This is a genomic window from Streptomyces sp. TRM68416 (assembly GCF_014596915.1).
Classification (GTDB): domain Bacteria; phylum Actinomycetota; class Actinomycetes; order Streptomycetales; family Streptomycetaceae; genus Streptomyces.
The window spans coordinates 26,866-52,204 of sequence record NZ_JACVWU010000021.1 but is presented as its reverse complement, the minus strand read 5'-3'; the positions used below and the strand labels follow the sequence as shown (position 1 = coordinate 52,204).

Here is a 25,339-nt window from a genome sequence, read left to right as displayed (position 1 = left end):
AACGGCATCAGGAGTCACGGGCACCCTCAGCGTCCGCCGCCCCCGCACGCCTGCGCCACCGTCTCCGCGAACGCCCGCGCCTGCGGCCCGAGCGCGTCCCAACTCCGTACGGCCCACCCCACGGACAGCGGACGCAGAACGGGAATCCGGACGAGCCTCAGACCCCGTCCGGACTCCGCGATGCCCGGGAACGCCGGCACCACCGCCCGCCCCAACCCCAGTTCCGTGAGCAGCAGGGCCGTGTCCCAGTCGGCAACGCTCGTGTCGGAGGCGAACCGCACCCCCACCTCCGCGCAGGCGGCGTCCAGACGGGCGGCGGAGGTGGAGTCCGGGGGCAGCCGGATCAGCCGCAGCCCCTGAAGCTCGGCAGGCCCCGCACACGACCGGGAGGCGAGGGGGTCGTCGTCCCGTACGGCGAGCACCCACGGCAGGTCAACGACCGCCCGCTGCTCGATACCCCGCACCGGCGGACCGAGGGTGACCCAGGCGAGGTCGAGGTCACTGCCCGCCAGCGCGTCGAAACAGCCCCGGCTGGAGCTCTCGGTACGGAACTCCAGGCTGACCCGCGGATACCGGCGCCGGAACGCGACCACCGCGTCCGCCATGAAGTGCCGTACCGTCGTACCGCCGGTCGCGACCCGCACGGTACCGCTCTCACCATCAGCCAGGTCCCGCAGGCGGCGCAGCGCCAGGTCGAGCCCGCCGAGCCCCGCGGCCGCGGCCGCCTCCAGCACCCGCCCGGCCTCCGTCGGCACCACCCCGCGGGACTGCCGCTCCAGCAGCGCGACACCCGTCTCCCGCTCCAGCCGCTTCACATGCTGACTCACCGCCGACTGCGTACAGGACAGATCACGGGCCACCGCACTGAGACTGCCCGCCCGGCACACGGCCACAAAGACACGCAGGTCATCCAGAGTCACAACCCCCAAGCTAACACTTGCACTTGACGAGAATTCCCAAGGATTGACTGCACTCGCCCCCTGTACGACGATCTCCCCAGGGCCCCGGGCGGCAACCCGTCCCACCCCCTCCGCCGAAGTCCGGACAGGGCGGGGGAGAGGGGACGGGTGCCGACCCACCATGCGACGGAGGCAGTGCGGCGCGGCACCCGCGCACGGCGGCAAGGGGACGTGCCGGGGGGTGTCCGCCCGCAGCGGCCGCCGCAAAGAATCGGCACCCCACAAACCCCCGCCCCGGCGGACCGAGGACGGACACCCCCCGGCGCGGCCCCGACCCACATCCACACCAAAGGTGCTACGCGCACCCCACACCACCGCAACAGGCCGCCGCAGGCACCCCCGACCGGCACGGCTCTTGACTTCCCAAGACCCCCGCGCCACATTCCGGTCCCCTCGTCCAAACGTGCCCAGGGGGCTGACCATGAGCGTGTCCCGAAGACATCTGCTGGCCGCAGGAGCCGGCCTGTCCGTAGCCGCCGCAGTCCAACAAACCGCCCACTCAGCAGACTTACCCCTCCTCGGCACCTACGACGTAGTGGTCATCGGCTCCGGCGCGGCCGGCATGACCGCCGCGCTGACCGCCGCCGGACAGGGGCTCACCTGCGTGGTCCTGGAGAAGGCGGGCACCTTCGGCGGCTCGGCCGCCCGCTCCGGCGCCGGCATCTGGATCCCCAACAACTCCGTGATCCTCGCGGCCGGCGTCCCCGACACTCCCGCCAAGGCGGCCGCCTACCTCGCCGCCGTCGTCGGCCCGGACGTCCCCGCCGACCGCCAACGCGCCTTCCTCCGACACGGCCCGGCGATGCTCACCTACGTGATGGCCCGCAGCCCGCTGCGGTTCCGCTGGATGGAGGGCTACAGCGACTACTACCCCGAGCTGCCCGGCGGCCTGCCCAACGGCCGCTCCATCGAACCCGACCAGCTCGACGGCAACCTCCTCGGCTCCGAACTCGCCCGCCTGAACCCGCCCTACATGCAGACCCCCACCGGCATGGTCGTCTTCAGCGCCGACTACAAATGGCTGGCACTGGCCACGGTGAACGCCAGGGGCGCCGCCGTGGCCGCCCAGTGCCTGGCGCGCGGCACGGCGGCGGCGCTGCGCGGCGAGAAGCCGCTGACCATGGGCCAGTCCCTCGCGGCCGGGCTGCGCAAGGGGCTGCTGGACGCCGGTGTGCCGGTGCTGCTGAACACCCCGCTCACCGACCTGCACATCGAGGGCGGCGCCGTCACCGGAGCGGTCGTGCCCGGCGGCCTGGTCCGCGCCCGCCGCGGCGTGATCGTCGGCTCCGGCGGCTTCGAGCACAACGCCGCCATGCGCGCCCGCTACCAGCGCCAGCCCATCGGCACGGAGTGGACCGTAGGCGCGAAGGAGAACACCGGCGACGGCATCCGGGCGGGGGAGCGCGCGGGCGCCGCCCTCGGCCTGATGGACGACGCCTGGTGGGGCCCGACGATCCCGCTCCCCGACCAGCCCTACTTCTGCCTCGCCGAACGCACGCTCCCCGGCGGCCTGTTGGTCAACGCGTCCGGCGCCCGCTTCGTCAACGAGGCCGCCCCCTACAGCGACGTCGTCCACACCATGTACGACGTCAACGACACCGACCCCGCGATCCCGGCCTGGCTGATCACCGACCAGAACTACCGCAACCGCTACCTCTTCAAGGACGTCCTGCCGACCCTGCCCCTCCCCGCGGCCTGGTACGGCTCGGGCGCCGCCCACAAGGCCTGGACGCTGGACGCACTGGCGGCCTCGATCGGCGTTCCCGCGGCGTCCCTGCGCACCACGGTCGACCGCTTCAACTCCCTGGCCCGCAGAGGCAAGGACCCCGACTTCCACCGCGGCGACAGCGCGTACGACCACTACTACACGGACCCCGCCGTCCTCCCCAACTCCTGCCTCGCCCCCCTCTGGCTGCCCCCGTACTACGCCTTCCGCATCGTCCCCGGCGACCTGGGCACCAAGGGCGGCCTGGTGACGGACGCCCGCGCCCGCGTCCTGCGCGACGACGGCTCGGTGATCCCCGGCCTGTACGCGGCGGGGAACGCCAGCGCCGCCGTGATGGGCCACAGCTACGCGGGCGCGGGCTCGACGATCGGCCCGGCGATGACGTTCGGCTACATCGCGGCACGGGACATCGCCGGGGTCCTCTAGGGCCTACGGGCGATCAGGAAGGCCTGCGGACTGGCTTCCGTGCCCTCCGTCTCCCGTACCGTACGCGCACGCACGGAGAGTCCGGCGGCCGCCAGCAGGTCCGCGATCCGGTCCGGCCGGCGCCGCTGGAACTCCACGACCCCGTCGTAGCCGAACGGCTGCTCATAGCGCCGGGGTCGGTCACCGACCGGGAAGCCGAGCAGCAGGTGTCCGCCCGGCGCCAGGACCCGCCGGAACTCGGCGAACAGCTCCGGCAGCCGGTCCTCGGGGAAGTGGACGGTCGAGTACCACGAGACCACCCCCGCGAGGGCCCCGTCGGCGAGGTCCAGGTCGAGCATCGACCCCTGCTCGAACCGCAGGCCGGGGTTCTCCCGCCGGGCGACGGCGAGCATCGACTCCGACAGATCGAGGCCGTACACCCGCAGCCCCAGCGCGGCCAGGTACGCCGTCACCCGCCCCGGCCCGCACCCCAGATCGGCCACCTGCCCGGTGCCGCCCACGAGTTCGGCGTAGGCGCCGAGGACCGCCCGGTCCAGCGGCCGTTCGGCATGCGGGTCACGGAAGCGCTCGGCGTAGTCCTCGGCAACGGCGTCGTAGAAGCGTCGGGTGTCGGTCAGAAAGTCGGCATCACTCATGGCAGGCGACCGTACCGCCCCCCACTGACACCGCCCCTCCCACTGACACCGCCCGCCTTACTGCCCGCCCTCCCGCTCCCGCTGCTTCGCCACGCTGATCCCCACCCCGGCCCCCGCCCCGCTCGCCAGGCCGAGCCCGATTCCCAGGGACATCCCCAGCCCGAGGTCGTCGAAGACGACCGTACCGAGCACGACACCGATGGCCACTCCGAACGACAGCCCGACGGACAGCCCCAGCGCGATCCAGTTGGCGGGCGGTGCGTCGGCGCGTTCTTCGTCTTCCTTCTGCATACGACGATTCTCCGCTACGGCTCTCCGCTACGGCGAGGCCGGTCCCGCTGCTGGTCAGGCCACCCCCACCGCCCGCAGCACCCCCGCGACCCCCGCCGCCCCCAGCACCACCACCACGAACGGCGCCCGCCACCACGCCAGGACAACGCCGGCCAGCACCCCGGCGGGCCGGGCCCACCCGGCGAAGCCCCCGCCCTCCGTCAGCGCGCCCGTGGCCAGCAGCGCCACGAGCAGCACCACAGCCCCGGCGGACAGCAACTCCTGCATACGATCCGGCAGTTCGACGCGCCCGTGCAGCACGGGCCCCACCAGCCGGAAGGCGTACGTCCCCACCGCCAGCGCGAGGATCACGGCGACCGTCGCGCTCATGCGGCACCGCCCTTGCGGCCGTGCGGGGCCAGGCCGTGCAGGACGAGCCCGGTCAGGGCCAGCAGCACCGGTACGCCCGCCGGTACCGCCGGGGTCACCGCCAGGGCCAGTGCGGCTCCGGCCAGGGCGCAGCGGCGTACCGACCGGTCCGCGCGGAGGGTGGGCAGGACCAGGGCGACCAGGACCGCGGGGAAGGCCGCGTCCAGCCCGTAGGTCGCCGTGTCGCCGAGGGCGGTACCGGCGAGCGCCCCGGCCAGGACGCCGACGTTCCACACGGCGAACAGACCGATCCCGGAGATCCAGAACGCGGCCCGGCGCCGGGCGGGGTCGGCCTGGGCGAGCGCGAAGGCCACGGTCTCGTCGGTGACGAGGTGGGCTCCGGCCAGGCGGGAGAACCGGCTGCCGCCGCCGAGGACGTCCGCGACCGCGAGACTGAAGGCGGCGGTACGGGTGTTGAGCATCAGACCGGTGGCCACCGCGGCCAGCGGCCCGCCCCCGGCCAGCAGCACGCCGACCGCGCTGAACTGCGCCGATCCCGCGTACACGACCAGCGACATCACGACCGGCACCCACACCGGCAGCCCGCCCGCCACGGAGATCGCGCCGAAGGAGACGCCGACGACCCCGCTGGCCAGCCAGACCAGTGAGGCGTCCCGAAGAAGCCGAGGTGTTCGCTCTGCCGTACGCATGTTCTCTACAATGGACAGAAGAAGCTATGTTCGTCAAGCCGAACGATCGTACCGATGGAGCGAACGGCATGCCCGAGTCCGAGTCTGAGCCCAAGCGCGACCCCAAGCCCAGGCCCGATCCCCCGCCCCGCCTGCCCCTCGACTGGATCGCCGCCGCCCTGCGCCGGGAACGCACCCGAGCCGGCCTGTCCCTGTCCGAGCTGGCCAAACGGGCCGGAATCGCCAAGTCCACGCTGTCCCAGCTGGAGGCGGCGAGCGGGAACCCGAGCGTGGAGACGCTGTGGGCACTCGGCGTGGCGCTCGGCGTGCCGTTCAGCGCCCTGGTGGAACCCCCGGTTCCGTCGGTCCAGGTCATCCGGGCGGGACAGGGCCCGACCGTCGCCTCCGAGATGGCGGAGTACGCGGCCACGCTGCTGTCGGCCAGCCCGCCCGGCGTCCGCCGGGACGTCTACCACGTACGGGTGGAACCCGGCGCGGCCCGCGATTCGGAGCCGCACATTCCGGGCACGGTCGAGCATCTGATCGTGAGCACGGGCCGGATGAAGGCCGGACCGGCGGGCGAGGAGGTCGAGCTGGGGCCCGGCGACTACATGTCGTACCGCGGGGACGTCCGCCACTCCTACGAGGCGCTGGTGCCCGGCGCGACGTTCGTGCTGGTCATGCAGCACGCATAAAGGCTGCACAAAGGCAGGAGCCCCGACGCCTTGCGGCGCGGGGCTCCTTGGGTACTTCTCTCAGGTCCGGATCAAAGCCTTGGCTCGTCGAGCCGGTGGCTTAGAGCGGCGTGACGTTCTCCGCCTGCGGGCCCTTCGGGCCCTGGGTCACGTCGAAGGAGACCGACTGGTTCTCCTCCAGCGAACGGAAGCCGTTCGCGTTGATCGCGGAGTAGTGGACGAAGACGTCGGGGCCGCCGCCCTCCTGGGCGATGAAGCCAAAGCCCTTTTCGGCGTTGAACCACTTCACGGTTCCGGTAGCCATAAGCCCTCCTTGGGCCCAAAGGGTTGCCCTGCTCCAGAACCTGCAAGTGTGAGAACTACCGCACCGCACTGCATACGTCTGAAAACGACTAGAGCCCGCGGTCACATGCTCCGCAGGCTCTGTACTGCAAGGGAAACCAAACTGCAACTTGCGGCGAGCCTAGCACGGGGGCAGCCGAAAGCAATAGAGGTCAAGATCACGTCACTCGGACGTTTGAAGATCGAGAAAATGGGTTGACCTTGGGGCCGGAGTCTGGAGCGTACCTCAAAGGGTCTAGCCTCGCGATGTGGACAATTCTCGCACCCGGCCGCGCGTCGGCCACATCCAGTTCCTGAACTGCCTGCCCCTGTACTGGGGGCTCGCGAGAACGGGCACGCTCCTCGACTTCGAGCTGACGAAGGACACCCCGGAGAAGCTGAGCGAGAAGCTGGTGCAGGGAGACCTCGACATCGGGCCCATCACCCTCGTCGAGTTCCTCAAGAACGCGGACGACCTGGTCGCCTTCCCCGACATCGCCGTCGGCTGCGACGGACCGGTGATGTCCTGCGTGATCGTCTCGCAGGTCCCCCTGGAGCGGCTCGACGGAGCCCGGGTCGCCCTCGGCTCCACCTCGCGCACCTCCGTACGCCTTGCCCAACTGCTGCTCGCCGAGCGCTACGGCGTGACGCCCGACTACTACGCGTGCCCGCCCGACCTCAGCCTGATGATGCGGGAGGCGGACGCGGCCGTGCTCATCGGGGACGCGGCCCTGCGCGCCAACCTGCTCGACGGACCGCGTTACGGCCTCGAAGTGCACGACCTCGGCGCGCTCTGGAAGGAGTGGACCGGCCTGCCCTTCGTCTTCGCGGTGTGGGCCGCCCGCCGGGACTACCTGGAACGCGAGCCGGACATCACCCGCAAGGTCCACGAGGCCTTCCTCGCCTCCCGCAACCTCTCCCTGGAGGAGGTCGGCAAGGTCGCCGAACAGGCGGCCCGCTGGGAGGCCTTCGACGAGCGGGTCCTGGAGCAGTACTTCACCACCCTCGACTTCCGCTTCGGACCGGCCCAGTTGAAGGCGGTCGCGGAGTTCGCGCGCAGGGTGGGCCCGACGACCGGATTCCCGGCCGATGTGCAGGTGGATCTGCTGCGCCCCTGATGAGGCCGTAACCTGCTGGGGAGTTCCGCGGGAGACCGAGGCGTTCCCCCGTAGAACCGGAGTCGGGACCGAAGCCGGAACCGGAGTCGGGACCGGAGTCCTACGGGGGAGGGCCCATGCAGCCGCTCGGAGTCGACGAACCCACCGTCGTGGGGCCCTACCGGCTGCTCGGCCGGCTCGGCTCCGGCGGCATGGGCCGGGTCTACCTGGGGCGCAGCGCCGGCGGCCGGACCGTCGCGGTCAAGATCGTGCACCCCCACTTCGCGCTCGACGAGGAGTTCCGCGCCCGCTTCCGCCGCGAGATCGAGGCCGCGCGCCGGGTCGGCGCCGCCTGGACGGCCCCCGTCCTGGACGCCGACCCGGAGGCGCCGGTCCCCTGGGTCGCCACCGCGTACGCGGCGGGCCCCTCCCTGACGGCGGCGGTCGCCGACCTCGGCCCGCTGCCCGCCCACACGGTACGAGTACTGGCGGCGGGGCTCGCGGAGGCGCTGACGGCGGTGCACGAACTCGGCCTGGTGCACCGGGACGTCAAGCCCTCCAACATCCTGCTGACCGTCGACGGCCCGCTCCTGATCGACTTCGGCATCGCCCGCGCCACCGACGGCACGGCCTCCCTGACCTCCACCGGCGTCTCGATCGGCTCGCCCGGCTACATGTCCCCCGAGCAGATCCTCGGCGAGGGGGTGACCGGCGCGGCGGACGTCTTCTCCCTGGGCGCGGTGGTGGCGTACGCGGCGACGGGACAGCAGCCCTTCCCCGGCGACTCCTCGGCGGCACTGCTCTACAAGGTCGTCCACGAGGAACCCCGACTCGGCTCGCTGGACGGTGAGTTGCGGGAGGTGGCGGAGGCATGCCTGGCCAAGGACCCGGCCGCTCGCCCCGCACCCGCCGAACTGGCCCGACGCCTGGCACCCCAGGGGACGGCACGGCTGGTGGCGGACGGCTGGCTGCCGGGCGTGCTGGTCGAGCGGGTCAGCCGCAGCGCGGTACAGGTACTGAACCTGGAGGCGACGGACGGGGGCGGACTCTCGGGGCCGGTGGGCTTCAGCAGGGCCGCGGTGGGGGAGGCGGGAAGTCTCGTAGAGGAGTCCGGAAGTCCCGCTGCAGGACAATTCGGACCACCGCCCACGATGCCGCCCGCTTCTACACCCGCTTCTACGCCCGCTTCCACGCCCGCCGAATCGACGCCCTCCGCCGCCGTCCCCGAGCCTCGGGACGGCGGCGGGCCTCGGGACGGCGGCGGGCCACGGGGTGTCGCCGAGCCTCGGGACAGCGGCGAGCCACGGGGTGGCGAAGAGCCCTCCACCCGCCGCCCCGGCAGGGTCTCGGTCTCCGTGGCGGCGACCTCGGTGCCGGGGGAGGGCGGCCGGGGGCGCCGTATGAGCTGTTCCGTCGCGTTGGCGGTCGCGGGGTCGCTGGCCGCCGTGACGGTCGGGTCGGTGTTCGTGTTCGGCGTGCTGCGGGACGACTCCGAAGGGGACCGGGGCGGTTCGGACGCCGCCCCGGCCTACTCCCAGACGCCCAGCAACGCCGCCTCCGCCCCCGCCTCCGCCACCGCGGCGCCCGACGCGCTCACCGCCTACCTCGGCACCTGGGAGGGCCAGGGCGTCGCCCTCGACGGCAAGCTCCCCATCGGCACCTTCCGGCTCACCGTCCACCGGGCGCAGCCGGGCGAGGAGTTGGGCAGACTCCGCCAGACAGACGTGCTCGGCGGGGTCTGCAACGACGTACTCACCCTGAAGAGCGTCTCCGCGAAGCGGCTCGTGGCGACGTCCGTCGGCGCCGAGTCGAACCACAAGGGCTGCAACCCGGCGACCACGACGGTCACCCTCACCCCCGTCGGTGACGACCTCGACTACGCCTCCGACAGCGAGGAGTCGGGGTACCCGACCTCCCGCCTGTCGAAGATCGAGTAGAAGTAGCCGTCACCCGGGGATGACCACGGTCCGCAGCTCGCCGTCACCGAGGTGCAGCATGCCCTTGCCCGGCACCGCCGGGCCGCCGACCATGCCGCGGTTGATGCGGTAGCCGATCAGGTCGCCGCTGGAGGTCTCCTGCGGGGAGAGCAGGATGCCGCGGCGGGCCTTCTTGGCGTCGACCTGCCAGCCGGAGAAGCCGCTGCACACGTCCTCCTCGTCACCGGCGATGACGAGCGCGAGCCCGCGTTCGGCGCCACGGGAGACGATCTTCTTCATCTGGCTCTCGGCGTCGCAGTCCTCCAGGATCTCGCCGTCGTCGACGAGGACCACGACCGGGTTCTCGGGCGACGGCTCGGCGTCGTCGATGAGCTCCTCGAACTCGTCCTCGTCGATGTCGTCGCCGGTGAAGACCTTCAGCACGCCCTCCACACCGTCGAGTTGGCGCACCGGCGACTGGCGCGGGGCGGCCACGACAAGACGCGCGCCCTGCTTCAGGAACGACTGCGCGAAGTTCATCAGCACCGTCGAGCGGCCCGACTTCGCCGGGCCCGCGATGACGAACGACGGCACGCCCTGCGCGAGGTCGGGGCCGAAGCCGACGATCTCGTCGCCGCCGATGCCGGCCAGCGCGTACAGCTTGGAGCCGGAGACGTCCGGGTCGCGCAGCTCCCACGCCTCGGGGAAGGAGATCCGGCTGGGCAGGCTGTCCACCCGGAACGGCCGCTTGGCGCGCGGCACTTCGGCGTCGCGCGCGGTCGCCGCCTCGCCGATCGCCGTCAGCGCCGCCGCCTGGCCCTGGCCGGTGGTGTCCTCGGCGAGCAGCGCGAACTGCGTCTCCGTACCGGCCTCGTTCTTGAAGGCGCGGCCCGGCGGGATCTCCTCGGGCACCTTGCGGGTCGGGATGCCGAGCGAGGAGAAGTCGCTGCGGTCGGACAGGCGCAGACCGTACTTGTCCTCCGTCAGCGTGGCGATACGGCCCACCAGCAGCGTGCGGTCACCGGTGAGGACGAGGTGGATGCCGACGGAGGCGCCCTCCCGCATCATCGTCTGCAGGTCGTCGGTGAGCGCGCCGTGGTCCACCTCGCCGAGGGTGGGCACCCAGCCCTCCCAGCGGTCCAGCAGGACGACGATGTGCGGCAGCCGCTCGTCCTCCGCGACCGCGGCCCGCTGCTCGCCGATGTCGGCGAAGCCCTTGTCCGCCAACACGCCCTGGCGGCGGTCCATTTCACCCTTGAGCCGGTTCACGAGCCGGACCACCCGCTCGGTCTGGTTACGGCTGACGACCGCGCCGCAGTGCGGCAGCCGGGTCAGCGCGTTGAGCGCGCCGTTGCCGCAGTCGATGCCGTACAGGTGCACGTCGGCCACCGAGTGGGTGCGGGCGAGCGAGCCGGCGATGGTCCGCAGCACCTGCGAGCGTCCGCTGCGCGGAGCACCGCCGATCATCAGGTGCCCGAAGGACTCGAAGTCGACGGCGACCGGGCGGCGGGCCTGCAGCGCGGGCAGGTCCTCGATGCCGTAGACCGCGGGCGGCAGCTTGCCGGGTCCCGGGGTGAAGGCCGGGGCGGGGACGTCGTCGAGCAGCAGCGTCTCGTCGAGGGCGGGCAGCCAGGGGCTGTGCTGCGGGGGGATGCCCAGCGACTGGTTGGCGGCGCGGATCTCGTCGACGAGCACCTTGAGGTCGGTGATCTCCTCGTCCTCGCGCGACTCGGCCTTGGGCTTGGTCAGCGCGGCCCGGCCCAGGTCCTCCCAGGTCAGCGGCGACACCCACGGCATGAGGACCGTCGGATCGGCGGCACCCGGCCGCCGGCCACCCACGCGCCCCGACTGGAACGGCACCAGCGAGGCGTGTCCGAGCCGCACGTACGCCCGGCCCGGCGTGCTCTTGGAGATGTGCCCGGCCTCGGGGGAGTCGATGACGTCCGTCGACTCGCCGCCGTCGGTCACGCGCAGCGCGATACGGAGGTTGGTGTTGGCGCGGATCTCGGGCGACACCACACCGGAGGGCCGCTGGGTGGCGAGGAGCAGATGAATACCGAGGGACCGCCCTCGCTGAGCGATATTGACGAGTCCCGTGACGAAGTCGGGCAGATCGCGCACCATCGACGCGAACTCGTCGATGACGATGAGGAGTCGGGGCACCGGCTTGTGGGACGGATCCCGCCGGACCAGATCCTGGTAGTCCTCGATGTCCTTCGCGTCCGCCGCCGCCAGGATGTGCTCACGCCGGTGCAACTCGGCGCCGAGCGATTCCAGCGCCCGCTCCACGAGATGGGCGTCCAGGTCGGTCACCATGCCGACGGTGTGCGGCAGATGGACACAGTCCTTGAAGGCCGCGCCGCCCTTGTAGTCGACCAGCACGAAGGTCATGTTCTCGGGCGTGTTGGCGACGGCGAGCGCGGCGACGATCGTCTGCAGCAGCTCCGACTTACCGGAACCGGTCGTACCGGCGATGAGTCCGTGCGGCCCGTCCTTGCGGATGTCGATCCCGAAGGGCCCGTCGTACGACTCACCGATCACGGCGAGCGTCGACTGCCCGCCCATCCGCCACCGGGCGACGATGGCGTCACTGGTCGGCGGCTCCAGCTGCAGCACGTCGAGCAGCCGACTGGCGCCCGGCAGCGCCGAGTCCTCGGTCTCCCCGCTGATGTCACGCAGGGACGACAGGGACCGGGCGAGCCGCAGGCACCAGGCCGCGGACACGAAGTCCGGCCGCACGTCCTTGCGCCGCTCGGCACCCGCCTCCTCCACCCGCAGCCGCAACTTGTCGACCCGCTGAGCCCCAGCCCCACCGGACTCGGGCGCACTCTGATGCCAGGCCTGGAAGGACGGAAACCCCCCGGCGGCCGGCACCTGCTGCTGCGACACCCCCTGTTGCTGCTGCCGATACTCCTCGGCCTTCGGCTCCGCTACGACGAAGGCCTGGCACTCGCCCGGCAGGAACCGTTCCTCGGCGTCGAGGCAGAGCGCGTACATGGACACGGACGGCCCCTCGCGCAGCAGCCGTACCACGCCCGGCAACGACCGCAGCCGCCGCGACCCGTCCCATACGACGACGATGTCCGGGTCGGTGAAGGAGGTGCCCTGGCTGCGGTTCTGCTCGGCGGCCTTCTTGCGCGCGTCCAGGATCTGCGTCAGCTCCCCGATACGGGCGCCGACGGTCTCGGCATCGGTGCCGATCAGGACGTTGACGTCCTGCCCGCTCGACGGCCTGGCGTGCGGCAGCCAGCGCACCCAGTCCCAGCCGTCCTGTGCGGAGTGCTCGGACAGGACGTAGAACTGCACGTCCATGGGGCTGTGCAGGGCGGCGAACTGTGCCACCGCCCAACGCCCCATGGCCCGCGCCGAGTCCCCGGGCCCGGCCATGCCGATGACCCCCAGCCCGCGCAGGTTCAGCGCGACGGGCGCGTCCTCGATCGTCCAGGTGACCTCGCGCTTGTGCTCGTCCTGCTCGGGGTCGTCGAGCACGACCTCGGAGGGCAGCTTCCCGGTGCCCACGCGCAGCAGGAGATGGTCACGGTCGGTCCGCCGCCGCTCCCACAGCCGGGTACGCGGCCCCGTCGCCATCGACAGCACGGTCGCCGGATCGGGAATGGCCTGCCGACGGTCGTTGCGCTCGGTGACCAGGGCGTCCTGCGCGTCCTGCTCGATCCGCGCCTTCTGCTCCTCGTACTCCTTGACCTGCTTCGCGTGCGACTTCCGGCCGTGCTTCTTGTCGTTGTAGTAGTTCGCGAAGAGGAGGAACGGGCTGAGCGCCGCCATGATCAGGTAGTACCAGCGCTGGAAGATCAGCACGGACACCACGGCCCCGACGAGCGGCGTCAGCGCCATCAGCCACGGCAGCGGCCGGGCCTCGTACTCACGCGGCGGCGACGGCAGCCGGAACCGCGTCTGCCGCTCCGGCGGCCGCAGCCGCGGCGGCCGGTTGTAGTCGAGGCCGATACCGTCCTCGGACCACTTCAGGGCGGCGTTGGGCGGGGAGTAACGGGCAAGCTCGACGAGGGAGTTACCGATGGCGATCTGCCCGCCGAAGGGCCAGATGTCACGGTCGACGGGGGTGCTGTCACCGCCGCCCTCCTCCGTCCCCTTCTTCTTCCGCTTGCCCTTCTTGCCCTTCTTCCCCTTCTTCCCCTTCTTATTGGTGTCCTTGTCGTCCTTGGGATGGAGGACGTCCTCGATGGAGGTGCCGTCGAGGGTGGCCTCCTTCTTGTCACCGTGGACGACGAAACGGCAGGTGCCGTCGGTGGCGACGGAGAGGGTGAGGGCGCGGGCGTCGAGTTCGGGGTCGTCGATACGGACGTAACTGGCCGGCCCGCTGCCGATGTCGTACCGGCCGACGCCGAGCCGGTGCACGTACCCGGCCGTCGGCCCGCCCACGACCCGCAGCTCGACGAGCCCGGTCGGCTCGCCGGGCAGACAGCCGGAGGGATCCTGGAGACTGACGACGGCGCCCTCGCGGAGGGGCGAGCCGAGGACGGTGGCGGAGGGGTCGACGGGGTAACCGTCGACGTAGAGGAGAGGGGCGTTGTTGGCCGGGGCCTGCTGCCCGAGCGGAATGACCTGAGCCCCGCTGTGCCCGACCTGCTTGGCGAGCTCGGCGGCGATGTCCCCCATCGTGGACTCAGGATCGGCATCGAGCACGACGTCGGCGGTGCCCCCGCCGAACGGGTCGACGACGGTCAGAGTCAGGCGCACGTCTCTTGTCCTCCCCGCTGCCCCTGCGACCGCTTCCGCAACGCTGGCCACAGTTGGAAGCGACGATATCCGCTGGGCGCCGAGCGGCGACAGCGGGGAGCCGCCGCTCCTGCCGCCTCCCGTCTTCGGCCGCCCGTCTTCCCGATGGCAACGAGATGCGCACGGTCCTGTGACGGGGTCATGACGGCTTGTTCACAAAGCCGGGATGTGACACCTCTGGCCGCCCCCGTAAGCTGCTGCCTCAAGAGCGGACGATCACACCGGCTGCCACACGCGAGTGGAGGCGGGCCGGTCACTGTCGGACCGCAAACAGGGAGCCACGGGGGTTGGCCCTGCGGCGTTGTGGATAGGGAGCGGCTTCATGGCCAAGGACCTTGACATCACATACCAGGACATGCGGGACGCTGCCAAGCATGTCGTGAAGGAGAAGGAACGGCTCCAGGAGAAGCTCGACGGCCTGAAGAAGTACATCAACAACCTCGTCGAGGGCGGCTACGTCACCAAGAGCTCCTCCAAGGCCTTCGACGAGAACTTCACCGAGTTCGTCAACGGCTCGAAGGAAACCCTCGACGGCCTCGACGGCATGGGCGACTACCTCACCATGGCGGCCGACAAGTTCGAGCAGATCGACGACGAGCTGGCGAAGCAGGCTCGCAGCAAGTGACGTCCGTCAGCTGACGGACGCTTTGCGGTGGTGCGGCGGTCCGGGGTGGGCCGCCGCACCGGCCGGATCGCGTCAGATGTCGGTGGGAGGACGCCGGAGTGCGTACATATGGAGGTCGCTGCGAAGTTCTTCAGTATCGACTCGTAGCCAGGATCCATCACGGAAGCGGATCAGCAGCATCCTCGTCTCGAACTCGCCGGAGAACGGGTCGACGAGGGTTGCTTCGGTGGCGGGAAGACGGGCGACGATCTGCATGTGCTTCTCCCTTCCCGCGCTGACGCGCCGCGGTGGGGCTGCCAGGACGATCCCTTCCTGGGTGGCGAGCAGCAGTCGCTGGTGGTGGGTGGAGTGGCTGTACCAATGCAGCAGGAACTGTCCGGCGCTACCGTGCCAATTTCCGTCGAATACCTTGTTGAGGCCTTGCTGGGTGATGGAAGCGTCGCGGCGCCTGGCATCCTTCTTCTTGGCTCGCCACTGTTCCTTTTCTTCCTTTGTGCCAAGGGAGCGCTTAACGGCTTCTTCTGCATCGGACAAAAGGCTCAGCAGCATGATGAGGGGCATGAATGGCGCACCGAGCACCGTACCGATCATGGCCAGTGGCGGCAGGGCGGCAGGGCGGAGACGCGGGTTGCCCGCGGCTTGGAGTACTTCCGCCGGAGGCTGCGGGATCTTGTCGATCCAGCACCATTCGCTAGCTTCAGCGTGGATGCCAAGACGGTCCGTTGCCACGCGCTGCTTGCCTCTACGTGTCACGTCAAGACTCTCCTTGCCGATGCGGAAACAGGATCGGTGCGTCGAGAGCGTATCTCGTACCGGGCTCCATGAGGGCGATCGCAGAGTTAGAGAGAGGTATTACTCATGGGGGACCATATCAAGGCGGATCTCGCTGCCATCAAGCAGTGCTCTCGTGATCTGACCAAGATCCATGGCGAGTTCGAGCGGCACGGAAATCCCGCGGATGAGTACGGCCAGGCGGTTGGTCATGGTGGTCTAAAGGATGCTTTCTCGGACTTCGGGGACACTTGGAAGAAGACGCGGAAGAAACTGATGAAGGAGCTTGAGCAGCTGGCTGAGTTTACGCGGACTGCTGCCAAGGCGTACGACGAGATCGACCAGGAGCTGGCCAAGGCCATCCGGGAAGCCAAGGCGCAGAGCAAGGGGAAGAAGTGAGCAGGTCTGACGCTGACTGGCCGCCTCTGTGGCACGACGACCCGACCCCGGGTGACCCTGATGAAGTGGCCGAACTGGGGCGTAAGTTGCGCAAGATGGCCGATATGATCGATGAGCAGTCCCGGGTCATCAAAGCGCTTGCCTCGGTGGAAGGTTGGGACAGTGAGGCCGGGAAAGCATTTCATGAGATCGCAGACGGTACGGCAGACAAGCTGAAGAAATCCTTCGAGCGTTATGACGAGGCAGCCAAGGCCATCGGCGAGGAAGTACGCGAAGGCAGCTCCGACCAGTTTGCCAGCGAAATGCGCCGCGCGCAGCGGAAGGCCGACAAGGCGCTAGCTGATTATCGTGAGGCCAAGGCCGACCATGACCTTGCCGATGGCGAGGTGAAGAAGTTCACTGACAAGTACCCTATGAGCGATATTCCTGCCGCGGAGAAGGAGGAGTACGAGCGCTGGGTCAAGAAGCGAGACGATGCCCTAAAGCGCTTTGGTGACGCACGCAAGGCAGTGAAAGAAGCCAGGGGCATTTATGACGACGCCGGGGACAAGGCTGCCCGCCATATCAAGAACATCGTGCATCATGATGCGGTCCGAGATCCTGGCGGTTTCATGAACTTCCTTGCGGACTGGGCCGATATGTTGTCGAACATCTCGGCAGTCCTGTCCGTGCTTGCGGTGATCTGCGCCTTCGTTCCGCCGCTTCAGTTCCTGGTCCCCATATTTGCGGCCCTTGCTGTGCTAACCAGTGCAGCTGCCCTCGCCGGTCACGCATACGACATGGCGGTGCGCGGTGGAAAGGTCGACTGGCTAAAGCTGGGTGGCGATGTATTGGGGGTGCTGCCTGGGCTTGGCGTAATAAAAGGGTTCAAGGCTCTCAAGGGCGTAAAGGGTCTGGGGAAGTTCAGGTTCAGTGGATTGGCGGCGCTTGACGGTATTGGGCACAAATTCTTGAACGGTGTCGCCGTTACGCTGGTCAATAAGGTTCTGGGCAGGTCGGCACGTAGCGCAATGATCGAGGGTAGAAAGATCACGGCTGTGATCAAGGGCACGGGTCTCGCAAGTGCACTGAACAGGATGCTCAGTGGTGAGAACGGCGAGAGGACCGGTTACCAGGAGGCGAACAGGACAAGCACGGTCGCCCCCACTCCAGCACCCTCACCTCGCCCCAGCCCCCGACCTGCTCCGAATGTCTCGCCGAAGGCATTCAACGCGGCGCTGGCGGCATAGGACCGGTAGACCGTTACGGAAGGCGTGTGCGATGAGCCAAGACGATCACGACCTTGAGTCCTGGCAGTACGTCGGCCGCCGAGGGGGTGACACGGTTACCTTGGTCGGTGGCTCGGTGATCGCTGCCGTACATGAGGCGAAGCGCGTCGCGGAGGAGGCTCGGCGAGAGCTTCGGTTCGACTTCCTGGACGACAGGGCAGTGCTCGAACTGCTACGCCAACGGCATCTCGACGAAGAGGCAATGTTCAACGCAGGCTTCAAGCACGGGGTGCCGCTGGCGCTCGTGGGTTTCGGAGCCGCGGTCTACTGGGGTGGCGTGGCCCAGTACTGGGAATCGGCAGCCTCCCGTAACGCCTATCTGGCGGTTGCTGTGGCCGTCGTGGTGGTTCAGGTCTTCCTCTTCGTACGAAGCGCGATGTCGCACTGGGGTGACCCGGTTCAGCAGAACCTGCGGGCCCGGGCGGCAAAGTACCGGGAGATTGCGCACCTCGCTCGACGGGGAGGAGCCGATATCCCCGCTCACTATCCACACTACGGACCGTACCCGTTCGCCGCGAAATTCCGTCCTGAAGTGGACGGCCGCGAACGGTCTGAGAACAAGGGCGCAGATGACAACGGACTTCGTTGAAGAAGCCCAGCGCAGCCTTACGGGAAGCGGTGGCATAGAGATCCGCTGGATCATGCCAGAAGGCTTCCTTGAACTACCCTTCGAGGCGGATGATCTCGATGAAATGGCAGAGAAACTCATCGAGTTGGCCAAACGGGCGCTGCCTGGTGCCGATGAGGAAGTGCAGTTGCAGTACGCCGCCATGTGCGCGGCACATTACGACGAGTTCATCGAGGCAGGCGTGCAGTACGCGGGCTTCGTGACCACGGAGGTCGAGGGCATCCGCTGCACGGCCACGGTGAACGTCAGCCTCATGGACCTTGACGAGCGAGCCGGTGACAATCCGGCGGGCTTCATCGCGGCCACCATGCGGCACCTGGAGCTCGGACAGATTGGCGAAACGCGTCTGCCCTGCGGCCCGGCGGTGACATGCGTCGGTAACCGGCCGTCCAGCATCGACGGCAGCCTGACGCAGTCCGGGCAGGATGAGTCGATATGGACGTCGTTCATTCAGGTTCAGATTCCGCTGAACAACGGTACTTTGCTGGTGCTGGAGATGGGAACGCCGACGATTGAAGGGTGGGACGTCTTTTCCGCCATGTTCGCCGGCGTCGTGAAGAGCATCCGTTTCTTCGACGACCAGGGAGCCCCGTTGGTGATGCCGGGGTGAGGGAGCCAACAGAGGAGGATGCTTCACCACAGGTGGCCATTCCCAGGGACTACAGCCTGTTGGTGCCACGGGAGTGGTTCCGCATCGATCTCACACAGGAGCGCTGGCGCTCGCAGCTCAAGACATTCGTCGACAAGCAGACGGCAGGCAGGCATGTCTCTGCGGAGATCACACGGAGCGTATGGGCCACGCTTCGCAATACTGCGGAAGCGGGCCGAGCGCACGGCGCCATGGAGTTCTACCTTCTGGCCACTTCCCGGGACGGCAGCATGCCCGTCTCGCTCCTTGTGTCCTTGGAGCCCATGGGAAAGACGCCGGCCGATCCGCAGAAGTACGCGGCGTGGCTCGAAATGCAAGAACCTGAAGGCCGTGAGCGGCGGCAGGTGTCGGTGATGGATCTTGCCGCGGGCACAGCCGTGAGAGTTCTCAGCGACACGACACTGGACATCCACGTTTGCATGCCTGGAGGGGTGGGCTACCTGACGCTTTCCTTCTCGGCGTTGCTGACAGGGATGTCCGGGCCGATGGAGCGGTTGTCGGATGCCATTGCGGGGTCTTTGAGATGGGTGATCTGACGCTTGTGCCAGGTTCAACAGGCAGGGCTGGGAGGTCGGGACGGCGGAGGGCGAGCATGAGTGGCGCTGTACAGCCAGAGGGTGAAATCGGCAGGAGACGAACTCGCCATCTCGCTGTTTTGGCGTCAGGTATTGCGGGCTACGTGCTCGCAGTGATCGCGGGGATGTCGGTACTGGCCGACGAGGTCGGCCCCCTCGTCGGGATCCCTCTCTGGATCGCACACGGAGTTCTGCTGGTCGTACTGATCGGGAAGTCGGGAACCCCGGAATCCGGCCTGGGCGCGGCGCTGTTCATCGTGCTCACGTCGGCGGCTTCCGTCTACGTCATGGACGTGGCGCGCGACGACCTCACCCTTCAGCGGCGTGGCGAGAAGGTCACCGTCACGGTCGTCGAGGAGCGGCCGATCCCGGTCCACGGGCGCGGATCGCGCATGTCCGACTACGAGCTGGAGCACGAGGACGGCACCCGGGTGCCCGGCCCCGCCCTGAACGCCGAGACCGACCTCTACGCCGTCGGCCAGAAGATCACGGTCATCGAGGACCCGACCGGCGAACTCCGCCCCCAAACCCTGGGCGAGGCCGACGCCACGGGCGACGCCCTCACCGCGGCCGCCGCCGCCCTCGCCGCACTGGGTGCGGTCCCCTGGGCCGTGCGGCGGGGGGCCATGGCCAAGCTCCGCCGGGACGAGGAAGCGACGCAGGCCGCCGCCCGGCAGAACCAGGAGAACAGGCTCCGCGAGGCGCTGCGCACCCGCCCGCCGGTCAGGGGTGCCTACATCGACGTGACCCCCGAGGACTACCCCGCCCTCACCCACGCCCGCGCGGCCCGCATCGCCTGGGAGACGGGCCTGAAGGCGGAGGCGGCGGGGGACCGACGAGTGTGGCGGTTCGGGGAGACGGTGGTGGAGGAAGTGCCGCTGGACTGAGGGGAAGTGAGCGCTCCTTCCATCCCCGGAGAGAGGCTTCGAGAGGTTGGTGGACCCGCCGCAGAACGAGTACACCGCCGACGCCGGGTGGTCCCACTGGTGACCCGCCGCGAGCCGGGCGAGCACTACTTCGAGGTGGAACGCAGCAGGCAGGAGAAGGAGCGCGAACGGGAGGCGGCAGAGCGCGCCTACTCCAAGGACGTTGCCGTGGTGCGCGTGATCTCGGTGGTGCCACCTCTGCTGTTCTGCGCGGCCATGATCGTGGGCGCCGCCTCGGACGACATCGCCATGGCCGTCCTTCGGTATGTCCTGGGGCCCGCCGGGGTCGTCGCCACGGCCGCCATGATCGGACTGATCCTGAAATACCGGCGATCGCCTCAGCGGGACTTCCACATCCCCTTGGTGATCTTCGGCGGCTCCCTGTCGAACTGCCTGATCGGCCTGGTCACGGACTCACTCCTCTACGTACTGATTCCGCTGGCGGCGCCGCTTACACAGTGGGGGTTGCCGAAGCTCGCCATGCTGCGGAGGGGGAGGGGCGAATCGTGAGCTGCGGGCCGAGCCACCAGCTCTCAACTTGCCGATGGATCAGATCACCGGGGCTCCGCCGTAATGGGGAGATCGTCGAATTTGAGCGTTCGTCCGATATGCGCCAATCGTGCACTGTATGAATCGAGGAGGAAGACGGACGGCGTGGAGATCGTCACGTATACGCAGTAGCTGTGGGGCGCGGGCACGACCAGTTGGATTGCAGCCGTGGCTAGTGGGGGCAGGGATAGGCCAGCTTCGAGCGGTGGAAGCTGCAGGCTGCGCAAGGAGGTGGACATCACTCCCGGGCCGCATGGGAGTTTGGTTGCGAGCACCATGTCCTGCACACCCTGGAGGCCCTCGCCAAGCGGGAGGCTGAGCGAGGCCAGCTTCTCTTCGTCGATCCCCGAAAAGAACTTCTTCACAGTCGCCTGATAGATCCCCTCGGCGGTGAAGAGTCGGGTGGCAGGGGTGTGCTCGCTAGGACGGACGGTTACGGCGAGCAGCCCCATGGACAGTCGTTCATCTCCATCCACCTCTTCAGTGCCGATGCACATGGCGGTAAGAACGACGTTCTCTTTCGCGCTCAGCAACGGCAGCTGGCGGCGTAGGCCTGCGCTGAAGGCCTCTAGCTGCTCCTCATCGGAACCGGGTATCAGCTCAACCACGGCCTGACGCCAGCCGTCCGAGGCTGTCGGATCGGGAAGCCGAACGAACTCCTCGGGCACTTCGTGGTGAAAGGAGTATCGGACCGGTGTTGCGTTGCTGTGCTCGATGTTGCTGTACATGGCGTGATCGGCAGTGTTCATGCAGCTGCACCCACCTGTGATGGGTCGAGGTGTTTGGTGAAGGAACTACCGGAGGAAGTCAGGACGGTTGACGTATCAAAAGTAGGGTATGAGGGCCCAGGGGCCACCACTTGTTCTTCGCCCGCGAAGTAGTCGATGAAGGGACCGACTACCGGTAGGTCTGCTACCTCTTCCTCGCCGTCGGTCCAACGTCCCTGATCCCAGGTGCCGTTATGCATGTTGGAGAGGATCGCCAAAGTTCCTCCGGTCCAAGCGGCGGTGGTATCGATCGCGGTGCCCGCTGCGCTAAAAGCCCAGCCCTTTCCAGCAGTGGATAGACCTCGTGCGGAGTTGGCAACTCCGCTGGGGATGGCCTTGAGCGCACCCCAACTGCCCGGCCCGACCTTGCTGACGGTAGCCATGAAGCCCTCGGACAGGCGAAGAGCACGGCCGGATTCGATCAATGCTCGGCCGGACTGTGCGAGACGCGAGCCGGCCAATCCCACACCGCCGGCGATCAGTCCGGCCGCGTCCCAGGCTATTGTTTCCCACGTGACATCGGCGCCGCCGGCCTTGGCAGCAAGGTGGAAGGCGATAGCGAGACCCGCAAGGATGAACGCGGCGACGGCGAGACCGCTGAACAGTATCGCGGCAATACCGACAATCATTGCCAAGTCTGCCATGATGTCGCCGATCATCTTCCAGAAGTTCGGATCCGTGACGGTGTCCCATGCGTCGGCAATCAAGTCGGTGGCAAAGTCCAATGCCTCCTCGAACCAGCCGGGCTCAGGGGGAGCATCGTCCGCTGCCCCCTTGAGCGCACGTGAGACGCTCTTCGCGGCAGTCTCGTGCTCGGACTGGAGTGTGAAGGCTCGACTTCGGATCGCAGAAAGATCACTGTTGGCTGAATCCAGAGTTCCCCTTTTTTCCTTGCTGTCCTTCTCGTGTCGTTCCTTCTCCTTGTCGGACATTCCGGATGTAGATGCGGGCAGAGCCTCCACTGCGGTCTGCGCTGAGCTGACTCGGCGTGCCGCTTCGGCCGCCTCCGATTCCAGCTTCCTTGCCCTTGCTTGGAACGCCTCCAGCTGGGTTTCCCAGGAGCTGATGGCTCGGCGCGCCGCGGTCAGTGAGTCCAAGGACTTCTTCAGGTAAGGAGGAACTGCGGAAAAGGTGGCCTGGAATGCGTCGGCGGATTTGCCTGCCCATACACCGTCAGAAGAGCCCATCCTGACAAGTTCCGTACGGGCTGTGTTACTTCCTTCGATGACGCGGCCGACTGCCGCTGCTAGATCCCGTACAGACTGAAGATCCCCCGGGGCCGGATCGAACCCCAGGTTCGGATAGGCGTCGGAGCTCATCCGGCTTCCTTCCACTCTCCTGATCTGCCAATGTGTGACATGTCTCTTTCCTCCTGTTCCGTAGTCCCGTCTCGGGCGGGTAGGTTGACAAGGTCGTGCACATGCTGCTGCGGGATCCCGCTTCGTAGCGCCCGAGGGAGGAGAGAATATGGATGAACAGCACTTGTTGCACGACCTGATGAAGGCCGTTGCTGAAGAAAAGGCTGAATTTACCACCCGTCCATACTTCCCCGGCATGGAGAAGTTTGCTGCGTTCGCCTACGTCGCCGAACGATTTGGCTATCGCTACATGGGGCATGTGCCTGGCACTGCGTCCATGAATAACCCGTACTACCTTTTCCAGCGCACGCCGGACGCCCGCGAGCGGGCCAATTCCATCCTGGCCGGCCAGAATGGGGCGTATCATGGCGGGTCACTCCCTGGTATGCGCCCCGGGCGCGGTCTGCATCCCACTCCGGAAGCGCAGGCTGAAGTCGACCTGCTCTATTCTCGAATGATGGTCGATGCGAGCGATAGATTTGGCCCCCGTGTCCTGAAGAGTGTTATAGGAATCCCGTTCGTCATGGCGATCGCTCTCGCCTTCCCTGGTTATACAATGAAGCGAGTGCTGATTGCCTTTGTTATCTGGCTTGCGCTTCTCGTTTTCTATATTACTGGCCGTGCTGTGGGCCGCCGTAGGCGAGAGAAGCACATGAAGCGTCTTGCTGGGGCGGGTGTGGAGTGGCCTCCCAATAAAGATGGAAATCCCTATCTCCTTCCCGGGCGGGATGGTTAGGGCTACTGGTTTCTCTCGGGTTTCCTGTCGGACTTCTCCTGCAATTCTTGGTACAGCTTCTGGTCCAACTTGAGGAACTCTTCAGCCGCCTTGTTGGCGAATTTTGAAATTCCTTTCGTCATCTTCGAAAGCTGGCCGAATCCATAGTCCCAGGAGCTGGCGAAGTCGTCGCATGCGGACTTCAGGTCGGTGTGTCCGAGCTGGGTCGAATCCGCATTCGACATCTCCTTTGATGCGTCCTTCATGCGGCCGCCGCTGGTCTCCAGGGTGCGGGCCATTTGTTTTACGTCATCGCTGAAGAATCTAAGAAATGACAAGTAGGCTCCCGTATCCGATGGGCTCAGCGGTTTATGGCCTGGATCTCCTGGACGGTGACGGCCTGTTCGTTGCCGAAGGTGCCGTTCGGGAGGTCGCCGCCGGCGCCGCCGGTGCCGGTCCAGGTGATTTCCCAGGTGACGGTGGCCTGGAGACTGAAGGTGCCGTCGCCGGAGGAGCGGAGGTATTTGAGGCCGCAGGGCGGGGTCCGGTCGGCCTTGCCCTTGGCGTAGGGCTCGCCGATGGAGCCGTCGGCGTTGATGGCGCACTCGCCGGAGGCGGGGTAGGTCTCGGCGTCCTTGGTGCCCGGCACCAGCTTGAGGGCCACCGGCTTGGCGGTCGTCGTGGCCTGGAGATTGAAGCCGGGGGCGTTGATGGCCGCCGTGGCCTGGACCTCGTCGAACACCGCCTTGTCGAGCCAGGCCCAGGTCGGCAGGTTCACCTTGGTGACGGCCTCGGGGGCGAGGGTGACCTTGGTGTCGGGCAGTTGCATGTGCTGGTAGGCGAGGGCGGCGAGCATCTCCGGCCTGATGGCCTGTTCGTACTGGGGCGGCGGGGCCTCGCCGTTCTCGACCCAGAAGGGGAGGTCGTTGCACGAACTCCGCTTCAGGATGTCGGGCTCGTTCGGGTTCTCGACGGCGGCCCAGAACATCCCCTCGCCGTCCTTGTCGACGTTGTAGTCCTTGTAGCCCGGGGTGTCGGTCCAGCCGTACTCGTCCTCGTAGTGCCGCTGCAACTCACTGAGCGCCGCGCCCGCATGGCCTCCCATGCCCGGCGCGTTCATCTGGCTCTCGATGTCCTTGGACATCTTCTTCTTGAAGTCCTCGGCACCGAGGTACGGGGCGTACCAGCAGGGCGGGGGTGTCCAGTTGACATCGGAGGACGTCACGTTTCCGGTGCTGCCGTCCTTGGTGACGGAGCCGGAGTACGTGATTTGTGCGGCGGCGTAGATGCCGGTGCTGTCGCTTCCGCCCTTTTCTTCCGCACTGGCTCCCTCGTCTGAACCGACCGGCTTACCCGCATAGGCGGTTCCTGCGAACAGGAGGGCGCTGAGGGTGAACGTGAGCGCTGCGGTGCTGAGGAATGCGCGGCGGGATGCGTTCACTGGCACTTCGCCGCCTTCGTCTCGACGAAGACCTTGGACGCCTGCCACAGGTCCGTACCCGTGGGATGCTTGACCATGATGATCTTGTAGTAATCGAAGTCCTCGATGCTGGGCTCCGTCTCGAGGACCTTACCGGACTTGATTTCCTTGCCGTAGAACTCACCCGCGTCTGCACAGAACGCCACCTCCACCGACGTGCCGTTCGGGGCGGACCGTGTGGTGGCGTCGTAGTGACGCAGTGTTCCGGTAGCGGTCCAACCGCCATCGATCCAGGCGTTGATCTGGGTCTTCGCGTAGTTGAGCCCCTCGCCGGTGGAGTACGCGGTGACGGCCGCGTCCTTGGCCGTGCGCTTGTCGACGCCGTGGTAGATGGCGCGGAAGAAATTGGCTGCGTCGGTCATCGCCGCCGCCTCGTTCTTGTCCGCCGGCTTGTTCCAGTCGAAGACCAGGTTCATGTCCTTGGGCAGGGACAGGTCCACGCCGTCCGGCTTGTCCTCTGCCGGTGCTCCGGAGGCCGTGGCCGACTCCTTCGGCGTCTCCGATGCCTGTTCGGCTCCGGCGATCTTGTCGTTGTCGCTGGACTTGTCGTCCTCGCTGCCGCAGGCCGTCAATAGCAGGGCGGCGGTCGCGGCCAGCGCGGCAGCGGCGGGCAGAGTACGGCGCTTCACAGTGGGGCTCCCCGTGAGACAGAAGTTCAGTCAAGGGCAACGACGCTATCGGTGAGGTTCCCGGTTTCGCCACCGCGAACTATCCCGAGAATCGGGGCAATTCCGGATGAGTATGGCCTTTGTGGTGGTGTGATGTGTCCGG

26 protein-coding genes are annotated in these 25,339 nt (G+C 67.8%); 13 read left to right on the top strand and 13 right to left on the bottom strand.

The genetic code is table 11. The features are described from left to right. Positions 1-26 precede the first annotated feature (26 nt). Positions 27-920, bottom strand: a complete 894-nt coding sequence (locus ICC28_RS29425; protein ID WP_188291778.1) for a LysR family transcriptional regulator — start codon at positions 918-920, stop codon at positions 27-29. Between the two features lie 460 nt (positions 921-1,380). Between ICC28_RS29425 and kstD the strand changes: the two genes are divergently transcribed. Then, entirely contained in the window at positions 1,381-3,111 is a 1,731-nt protein-coding gene (gene kstD / locus ICC28_RS29420; RefSeq protein WP_188291777.1) for a 3-oxosteroid 1-dehydrogenase, read from the top strand. Here the strand turns inward: kstD and ICC28_RS29415 are convergent. Genes ICC28_RS29415 through ICC28_RS29400 form a run of 4 tightly spaced genes read right to left on the bottom strand, consistent with a single transcriptional unit; the run spans position 3,108 to position 5,095 of the window. Next, the gene (locus ICC28_RS29415; RefSeq protein ID WP_188291776.1) at positions 3,108-3,746 is read right to left on the bottom strand and encodes a class I SAM-dependent methyltransferase; all 639 of its coding nucleotides are present in this window, start codon (positions 3,744-3,746) and stop codon (positions 3,108-3,110) included. The two genes, kstD and ICC28_RS29415, sit on opposite strands and share 4 nt — an antisense overlap. Positions 3,747-3,803: 57 nt before the next feature. Then, a complete protein-coding gene (locus ICC28_RS29410; RefSeq protein WP_188291775.1) occupies positions 3,804-4,037 on the bottom strand; it encodes a hypothetical protein in 234 nt (77 codons plus the stop codon). A 54-nt stretch (positions 4,038-4,091) separates the two neighbouring features. Further along, entirely contained in the window at positions 4,092-4,406 is a 315-nt protein-coding gene (locus ICC28_RS29405) for an AzlD domain-containing protein (RefSeq protein WP_188291774.1), read from the bottom strand. Further along, positions 4,403-5,095, bottom strand: coding sequence for an AzlC family ABC transporter permease (locus ICC28_RS29400; protein WP_188291773.1), 693 nt, complete (start codon positions 5,093-5,095; stop codon positions 4,403-4,405). Before ICC28_RS29400 ends, ICC28_RS29405 begins: the two co-directional genes overlap by 4 nt. Positions 5,096-5,163: 68 nt before the next feature. Here ICC28_RS29400 and ICC28_RS29395 point away from each other — a divergent pair, with 68 nt between their 5' ends. Continuing rightward, complete coding sequence (locus tag ICC28_RS29395) at positions 5,164-5,769, top strand: helix-turn-helix domain-containing protein (RefSeq protein WP_223189816.1); 606 nt, start codon at positions 5,164-5,166, stop codon at positions 5,767-5,769. A gap of 100 nt (positions 5,770-5,869) precedes the next feature. Here the strand turns inward: ICC28_RS29395 and ICC28_RS29390 are convergent, their stop codons facing one another. Then, positions 5,870-6,073 (bottom strand): cold-shock protein, encoded by a 204-nt coding sequence (locus tag ICC28_RS29390; protein ID WP_037627265.1) that lies wholly within the window; start codon positions 6,071-6,073, stop codon positions 5,870-5,872. 286 nt (positions 6,074-6,359) lie between these two features. Here ICC28_RS29390 and ICC28_RS29385 point away from each other — a divergent pair, with 286 nt between their 5' ends. Continuing rightward, positions 6,360-7,208 carry a menaquinone biosynthetic enzyme MqnA/MqnD family protein gene (locus ICC28_RS29385; protein WP_188291771.1) on the top strand — a complete coding sequence of 283 codons (849 nt, stop codon included), beginning with the start codon at positions 6,360-6,362 and terminating at the stop codon, positions 7,206-7,208. A 116-nt stretch (positions 7,209-7,324) separates the two neighbouring features. Then, complete coding sequence (locus tag ICC28_RS29380; protein ID WP_188291770.1) at positions 7,325-9,124, top strand: serine/threonine-protein kinase; 1,800 nt, start codon at positions 7,325-7,327, stop codon at positions 9,122-9,124. Positions 9,125-9,133: 9 nt separating this feature from the next. Here the strand turns inward: ICC28_RS29380 and ICC28_RS29375 are convergent, their stop codons facing one another. Continuing rightward, on the bottom strand, positions 9,134-13,819 hold the full coding sequence (locus ICC28_RS29375; RefSeq protein ID WP_188291769.1) for an FtsK/SpoIIIE domain-containing protein: 4,686 nt from the start codon (positions 13,817-13,819) through the stop codon (positions 9,134-9,136). Positions 13,820-14,180: 361 nt separating this feature from the next. Between ICC28_RS29375 and ICC28_RS29370 the strand changes: the two genes are divergently transcribed. Further along, positions 14,181-14,483: a WXG100 family type VII secretion target gene (locus tag ICC28_RS29370; protein ID WP_188291768.1), complete on the top strand. Its 303-nt coding sequence runs from the start codon at positions 14,181-14,183 to the stop codon at positions 14,481-14,483. A 72-nt stretch (positions 14,484-14,555) separates the two neighbouring features. Here the strand turns inward: ICC28_RS29370 and ICC28_RS29365 are convergent, their stop codons facing one another. Next, entirely contained in the window at positions 14,556-15,236 is a 681-nt protein-coding gene (locus ICC28_RS29365; RefSeq protein WP_188291767.1) for a hypothetical protein, read from the bottom strand. Positions 15,237-15,341: 105 nt separating this feature from the next. On the opposite strand from ICC28_RS29365, the gene ICC28_RS29360 reads away from it, so the two are divergent. From ICC28_RS29360 to ICC28_RS29330, 7 genes are all read left to right on the top strand, one after another. After that, positions 15,342-15,653 (top strand): WXG100 family type VII secretion target, encoded by a 312-nt coding sequence (locus ICC28_RS29360; protein ID WP_188291766.1) that lies wholly within the window; start codon positions 15,342-15,344, stop codon positions 15,651-15,653. Continuing rightward, on the top strand, positions 15,650-16,882 hold the full coding sequence (locus ICC28_RS29355) for a putative T7SS-secreted protein (protein WP_188291765.1): 1,233 nt from the start codon (positions 15,650-15,652) through the stop codon (positions 16,880-16,882). The genes ICC28_RS29360 and ICC28_RS29355 overlap by 4 nt, the downstream gene beginning before the upstream one ends. A 31-nt stretch (positions 16,883-16,913) precedes the next feature. Next, entirely contained in the window at positions 16,914-17,510 is a 597-nt protein-coding gene (locus tag ICC28_RS29350; RefSeq protein ID WP_188291764.1) for a hypothetical protein, read from the top strand. Continuing rightward, complete coding sequence (locus ICC28_RS29345) at positions 17,491-18,159, top strand: hypothetical protein (RefSeq protein WP_188291763.1); 669 nt, start codon at positions 17,491-17,493, stop codon at positions 18,157-18,159. Before ICC28_RS29350 ends, ICC28_RS29345 begins: the two co-directional genes overlap by 20 nt. Positions 18,160-18,191: 32 nt before the next feature. Then, the gene (locus tag ICC28_RS29340; RefSeq protein ID WP_317454120.1) at positions 18,192-18,734 is read left to right on the top strand and encodes a hypothetical protein; all 543 of its coding nucleotides are present in this window, start codon (positions 18,192-18,194) and stop codon (positions 18,732-18,734) included. Positions 18,735-18,877: 143 nt separating this feature from the next. Further along, positions 18,878-19,660 (top strand): hypothetical protein, encoded by a 783-nt coding sequence (locus ICC28_RS29335; RefSeq protein ID WP_188291889.1) that lies wholly within the window; start codon positions 18,878-18,880, stop codon positions 19,658-19,660. A gap of 99 nt (positions 19,661-19,759) precedes the next feature. Beyond that, complete coding sequence (locus ICC28_RS29330) at positions 19,760-20,209, top strand: hypothetical protein (RefSeq protein ID WP_188291762.1); 450 nt, start codon at positions 19,760-19,762, stop codon at positions 20,207-20,209. Between the two features lie 44 nt (positions 20,210-20,253). On the opposite strand, the gene ICC28_RS29325 is transcribed toward ICC28_RS29330, so the two are convergent. Continuing rightward, complete coding sequence (locus ICC28_RS29325) at positions 20,254-20,997, bottom strand: hypothetical protein (RefSeq protein ID WP_223189813.1); 744 nt, start codon at positions 20,995-20,997, stop codon at positions 20,254-20,256. Beyond that, complete coding sequence (locus ICC28_RS29320) at positions 20,994-22,334, bottom strand: putative T7SS-secreted protein (RefSeq protein WP_188291761.1); 1,341 nt, start codon at positions 22,332-22,334, stop codon at positions 20,994-20,996. Before ICC28_RS29320 ends, ICC28_RS29325 begins: the two co-directional genes overlap by 4 nt. 148 nt (positions 22,335-22,482) lie before the next feature. Between ICC28_RS29320 and ICC28_RS29315 the strand changes: the two genes are divergently transcribed. Beyond that, positions 22,483-23,109 carry a hypothetical protein gene (locus tag ICC28_RS29315; protein ID WP_188291760.1) on the top strand — a complete coding sequence of 209 codons (627 nt, stop codon included), beginning with the start codon at positions 22,483-22,485 and terminating at the stop codon, positions 23,107-23,109. Between the two features lie 2 nt (positions 23,110-23,111). Here ICC28_RS29315 and ICC28_RS29310 read toward each other — a convergent pair whose 3' ends face one another. From ICC28_RS29310 to ICC28_RS29300, 3 genes are read right to left on the bottom strand one after another with little or no spacing between them, the layout of a single operon-like run. After that, complete coding sequence (locus ICC28_RS29310; protein WP_188291759.1) at positions 23,112-23,426, bottom strand: hypothetical protein; 315 nt, start codon at positions 23,424-23,426, stop codon at positions 23,112-23,114. 23 nt (positions 23,427-23,449) lie between these two features. Further along, on the bottom strand, positions 23,450-24,535 hold the full coding sequence (locus tag ICC28_RS29305; RefSeq protein ID WP_188291758.1) for a hypothetical protein: 1,086 nt from the start codon (positions 24,533-24,535) through the stop codon (positions 23,450-23,452). Continuing rightward, complete coding sequence (locus ICC28_RS29300) at positions 24,526-25,197, bottom strand: hypothetical protein (RefSeq protein ID WP_188291757.1); 672 nt, start codon at positions 25,195-25,197, stop codon at positions 24,526-24,528. The genes ICC28_RS29305 and ICC28_RS29300 overlap by 10 nt, the downstream gene beginning before the upstream one ends. Between the last annotated feature and the right edge of the window lie 142 nt (positions 25,198-25,339).